This window comes from Catenibacterium sp. RTP21428st1_D7_RTP21428_210409 (assembly GCF_040227455.1).
Taxonomy (GTDB): domain Bacteria; phylum Bacillota_I; class Bacilli_A; order Erysipelotrichales; family Coprobacillaceae; genus Catenibacterium; species Catenibacterium mitsuoka_A.
Map to the genome: position 1 here is coordinate 1 of NZ_JBEHVX010000126.1, position 5,064 is coordinate 5,064.

Genomic DNA, 5,064 nt, shown 5'->3' on the forward strand with positions numbered 1-5,064 from the left:
TCAGCTTCATGAACGCCGTTTAATCGGTGCTTATGAAATTTAATTTTCACTGACCTGTGGTTTGTGGGTATTCAAAACTTCCTGCAATATCTTCCTCTTCAGAAGATAATTGTAGATCACACACTTTTCTAGAATACAACTTTACCATTCGCAGAAAGTAATTAATCCAAATTTCAGGATGTGGTGGATTCTCTCTTCCAGAATAATACAATGCAGGTAACCCCATTTGAATAGAGTCATAATATTCATCTACATCATATGCAAAATACTCTTCTAATGAACCAACCCCATTAAATCCATATCCATTTAAATCCATAATATATCCAGATAATAATCTTGCAGTTCTTCCATTACCATCCTCAAATGGATGAATAGTTACCAATTGATAATGTACAACTGCTGCAACAATCAATGGATGATCATCAGTAGTATTGACATACTCTATCAACTCATCCAGTAATCCTGGAACATCGCTATATTCTGGTGGAATATAATCCGGATTTCCTGTCTTAGAATCATATACTGCAAATAATACTCCTGGTGGCATAGGTCCTCTAAGGCCTATTTTTTCTTTAGGAGCACCTTTCTCAACTAATTTCTGAACATCTAAAATGAGTTTTTTAGATAACTTTTCTTTATTGTTCAACTTCTCTTCTAGATAATTCAATGCAAGAAAATAATTTCTTACTTCCTGGTCTGGCTTCAAATAATGTTTTCTTTCATCACTTTCAATGACTTCTTCTGCCTGTTTTTCAGACAAAGGATTTCCTTCAATCTTGTTTGAAGCATAAGAGCTTTTTATCTTTGAATTTTTACGAAGTTTATTCAAAACGTTCTGTGATAATTCTACTAACGATATCTTATATCTGTTCAGTTCTATTTCTATAATTGAATTTAAAATATCATTAGTTATTGTCACCTTAATCATAAGAAAAAGCCCTCCTTCTTTCTATAATTATACCTGTATAGAGAACTTTTTCACTATTCTTTCACTATTTATTCATTATCACACTTTTCTATATCCTCAATATCAGGAATAGTACCTAGTTTAAGTGAATCACTATAATACTCTCCATTACAACATTGAACACTTCCGTTAAAACCTTTATCAGATAAAAGTTTCATTAACCTTTGTACCTGTTTTGCATCATCATCACTCATAGAACCATCAAAATACAACATTAATTCAATCTTTTTATCCTTATCACTTGTGAACTTATGATAATCTTTGATAAATCCTCTACGCTTATTACATTTTACACTCTGTACATCATATTTAATTGTATCAAGAATCTTGTGAGTCATATAATAATCCACATTTCCCATTCTAAACACAAATCCCTAGAAACATATGTTTCTAGGGATGTTTTTAATTATTCATCAAATAATGCATGACCGAGTCTTACCATTGTACTACCTTCTGCAACCGCAATAGGGAAGTCATGTGTCATACCCATTGATAGTTCAGTCAATTGATAGTTAGGATAAGATTCCTGTAGTTTAGTTAATAGGTCTTTAGTTGCTTTAAAGTATTGTCTTGTTTCTTCTACTTCAATATTAGGAGCCATCATCATTAATCCTCTAGGATTTAAATGTGGTTTATCTTTTAAGTAGTCCATCACTTCATTCATTTCTTCTTCATTAAAGCCATGTTTAGATTCTTCTTTCGCAATATTAACCTGTAATAAGATATCCATAACTAAATCATGTTTAGCTGCCTGTTTCTCTATTTCATCAATTAATCTATAGTTTGCGACAGAATGAATCATCTGTACCTTATCAATAATATACTTTACTTTATTGGTTTGTAGTGTGCCAATAAAATGCCATACACCTTTTCCATGGTAGTCTTCATACTTCTTTAAGAAGTCCTGTACTTTATTTTCACCATAGATCATAACACCACATTCTTCTAGCTTTTCTACTTCTTTTTCATCAATATATTTAGTTGCTGCAACAAGCTTCGCTGGTTTAACAGCTTCTAATAATCTTTTGGTTTCTGTTTCATTTACTCTCATCATTTATAACCACCTCGAAAATATTATAATTCATTTAAGGTAAAAGAAAAAGGCTGATTATCAGCCTGATTAAGGATTTGTGACAAAGAATAGCCCTGCTCATAAAGGAGTATGAATTCTTTTTTACAACAGTCAAATTGTTTAAAGAGACTTTCTTTCTCACGTTTATTTTCATATACCTTCCAATAGCCACAACATTGACACTTCTTATGATGTACAAACCCCCATACATCAGCAAGTGGATAACCCAAAAATAACCCTATTTCGTGTGGATATTGACTCATCTCAAGACGTTTCTCTAGATGAGATAGAATATCATGATCAGGATATTCATATTGTCTCAGAAAGGATTGAATGTCTTTGTTAGTCATTAAGTATTTGAGTGAGGATGGCAGATATACATATACTGTATAACGACCATGAGAGAAAAAGAGATTTATTCGTAATCCTTGAAGGTTAAGAATCTGATCATAATATTCTACAAGTTCATGAACATCTGAATATCTATTATCAAGATGAAACATACTACCTAACTTACGCTTGATCAAGGTAGGTGTGCAATGCGTAAGAAGAAGATGTTCAAATTGATGATATCCTAAGGTCATATTAAAGTAACTCTTTGATGGCTTCTACATCTTCATCAGTACCATCATTTTCTACTTTATAAAGACATGGAACATGATAATCTTCACTGATCTTATCACCAGCTAAACAATATGCTTCACCATATCCTGTATCACCAGATGCAATAACACCTTTAATAGATGGATTGTTTTCTAAGAAGTCTGATACTTCATAAGGAACATCTCCAAAGCCATCTGTATAAGTAAATAAGATATAGTCTTCAGAAACCTTTTCTGTACCATCTTCAATATGTAATGCGTCTGTAATACCTAGTTTTCCAATTAATGCTTCTACATTTCCAGTTCTTGATACATAGACTACTTTCATTGTTGACCTCCTAGTTAGCTCTTACTAACTATCTATAGGTTAGCATACACTAACCCTGTAGTCAAGTGTTTTATAAATTAAAAGACTGTTGAATATTCAACAGCCTCATATTTGTATCAACAAACAAAGTATATCAATAACAGTGATTGGTCTTTTCCTGTGTATTAATTCTTTTTCTTATACAAAAGATACATAGTTATTACAACTATAGCACAGGCAGTAGATACAGTAAATAGTCCATAATAATAATCAGAATGCTGGTAAAAATTATTAATATATTGAAATAGCCACAAATTTATTGCAGATAGTATCATACAACCATAAGTTGTTAAAATAAACAAAAATACTATCTTTAATAATTTCTTTAATGTATTCATTTTATTATGTCCTCGCAATTCATTATAACCATCTTAGGATTATGAACAAGTTACTATGCCACCGTGATTTCCAGGATACCCTGTATAAGATGCTTTGGGTGTGAGTGTTATTCCTGCAGAAACCGAACCCTTTGATATACTAATTCCAAATGTTGTTGTACTCATAAATGTTTTATGACTATACAAATAACGCACATTGAAATATTTTACCTTTCCACTTACTACTCCTGTTGTAGAAAAAGAGCCATCATATAAATATGCATAGTATTGATCACCTTTTACTTTTAATGGGAATGACCATCCATATGAACCAGTAACACCTTGATCACCTTTATTAGTCGCTGACTTCGTCCATGTTTTTACACTTGTTGGAGATTTAAATTCTTTATATTTCAATGAAGAAGTAACTGATGATACTTTCTTAAAATTATGATTATTGTCCGCTTCATATGCCATCGCAAAAGCATCATTTCCATACTCTTCAGGTGTTCCACTCCAGCTAAAACTTACTGTAGCCTTAACGGTAGACAATCCAGTTTTAGAATTATAACTTAATGTATTTTTCTTAACACTGAACTTAATTTTTGAAGATGCTTTTACAGACATTTCCTCTGTTCCATCATAATTCTTTATCGCATCAATTTGCGAATCTGTATAATTGTATCTTTTCAATTCCTCTATAGATTTACCTTTTAATTCATAAATGTGATTTTTAAAACGATCAATATCTTTTTCTGCCTTATTTAACTTCACTGCATTACTATCAGTTTCAGACAGCATATATTTAGATTTAGTTATATTGTATTCATTTTTCAAAAGAAGATATTGATTAATAACTGCATCATTCGAAGCAGAAACTTCAGTTTTAGATAACGTTACTGCACAAGCAGTTATTAAAAAAGATAATGCAATTAATTTGTACTTTTTTTTCATGTTTTCAACCTCCGTTTAGTTATAGTACAGATGTAAACGTTTACTACACTTAAATACTAGCATGTCACTTGTATCTTTGTCAACAACTATATAGTTTTTCTATATATTGCACAACAAATATATTAATGTTACTATTTTCTATGGAGGAAACACTATGCCAAAAAAGAATAATAACTTCTTTAAGTTAGAAATGTTATTTCTTAAGATTCTTTCAATAAGAGATTGTTATGGGTATGAGATCACTCATTCCATTAAAGAACTTACAAATGGTAAGATAGATATCAAAGAAGGAAGTATGTATCCTGTTCTTTATAAGTTTGAAGATCTAGGCTATATATCAAGTGAGAAAAAGCTTGTTGGAAAGAGAATGACAAGAATATATTATCATTTGGAGCCATCTGGAAAAGAGTACCTAGAGGGCATATACAAAGAATACAAAGAGATGACAAGTATTATTGATACATTTATGGAGGAAGAGCATGACTTATAATAAAAACGTTAAAAAGTATATTAAACAATGTAAGTATCTATTTGCTTCTTATGGTAAATCTGAAAAAGAATATATAAGAAAGCTCATAGATAATATTGATGATGGTTCTCATGATATGACATATGATGAAATCGTAGAAAGACTTGGTACACCCAAGGAAGTGATTATTAGTTACTATGAGCAAGAGGATATGGATCGTCTGATTGAAAAAGCAAAGGTATGATGCGCCCCTGTCAAGTAGACAGGTGAAATAATTAAAAACATGTACCCATGCCAGCCACGTAGTGGCTGGCAT

At 31.3% G+C, this 5,064-nt stretch carries 8 protein-coding genes; 2 read left to right on the plus strand and 6 right to left on the minus strand.

Annotation, left to right across the window (positions count from 1 at the left end; genetic code table 11):
• Positions 1 to 46: 46 nt before the first annotated feature.
• The 6 genes from ABUA27_RS12080 to ABUA27_RS12105 all read right to left on the minus strand — a co-directional run bounded on the left by ABUA27_RS12080 (position 47) and on the right by ABUA27_RS12105 (position 4,279).
• Entirely contained in the window at positions 47 to 928 is an 882-nt protein-coding gene (locus tag ABUA27_RS12080) for a Fic family protein (protein WP_349820801.1), read from the minus strand.
• Between the two features lie 68 nt (positions 929 to 996).
• Entirely contained in the window at positions 997 to 1,305 is a 309-nt protein-coding gene (locus tag ABUA27_RS12085; protein ID WP_129981941.1) for a hypothetical protein, read from the minus strand.
• A gap of 68 nt (positions 1,306 to 1,373) precedes the next feature.
• Positions 1,374 to 2,021: a YggS family pyridoxal phosphate-dependent enzyme gene (locus ABUA27_RS12090; protein WP_006504461.1), complete on the minus strand. Its 648-nt coding sequence runs from the start codon at positions 2,019 to 2,021 to the stop codon at positions 1,374 to 1,376.
• Between the two features lie 20 nt (positions 2,022 to 2,041).
• Positions 2,042 to 2,623, minus strand: coding sequence for a DUF3793 family protein (locus ABUA27_RS12095; protein ID WP_287846774.1), 582 nt, complete (start codon positions 2,621 to 2,623; stop codon positions 2,042 to 2,044).
• Between the two features lies 1 nt (position 2,624).
• Positions 2,625 to 2,969: a class Ib ribonucleoside-diphosphate reductase assembly flavoprotein NrdI gene (gene nrdI, locus ABUA27_RS12100; protein ID WP_349820802.1), complete on the minus strand. Its 345-nt coding sequence runs from the start codon at positions 2,967 to 2,969 to the stop codon at positions 2,625 to 2,627.
• Positions 2,970 to 3,385: 416 nt separating this feature from the next.
• Complete coding sequence (locus ABUA27_RS12105) at positions 3,386 to 4,279, minus strand: hypothetical protein (protein ID WP_129981939.1); 894 nt, start codon at positions 4,277 to 4,279, stop codon at positions 3,386 to 3,388.
• Between the two features lie 154 nt (positions 4,280 to 4,433).
• Here ABUA27_RS12105 and ABUA27_RS12110 point away from each other — a divergent pair, with 154 nt between their 5' ends.
• Complete coding sequence (locus ABUA27_RS12110; protein WP_129981938.1) at positions 4,434 to 4,769, plus strand: PadR family transcriptional regulator; 336 nt, start codon at positions 4,434 to 4,436, stop codon at positions 4,767 to 4,769.
• The gene (locus ABUA27_RS12115; RefSeq protein WP_349820803.1) at positions 4,759 to 4,992 is read left to right on the plus strand and encodes a DUF6120 family protein; all 234 of its coding nucleotides are present in this window, start codon (positions 4,759 to 4,761) and stop codon (positions 4,990 to 4,992) included. The genes ABUA27_RS12110 and ABUA27_RS12115 overlap by 11 nt, the downstream gene beginning before the upstream one ends.
• The last annotated feature ends 72 nt before the right edge of the window (positions 4,993 to 5,064 follow it).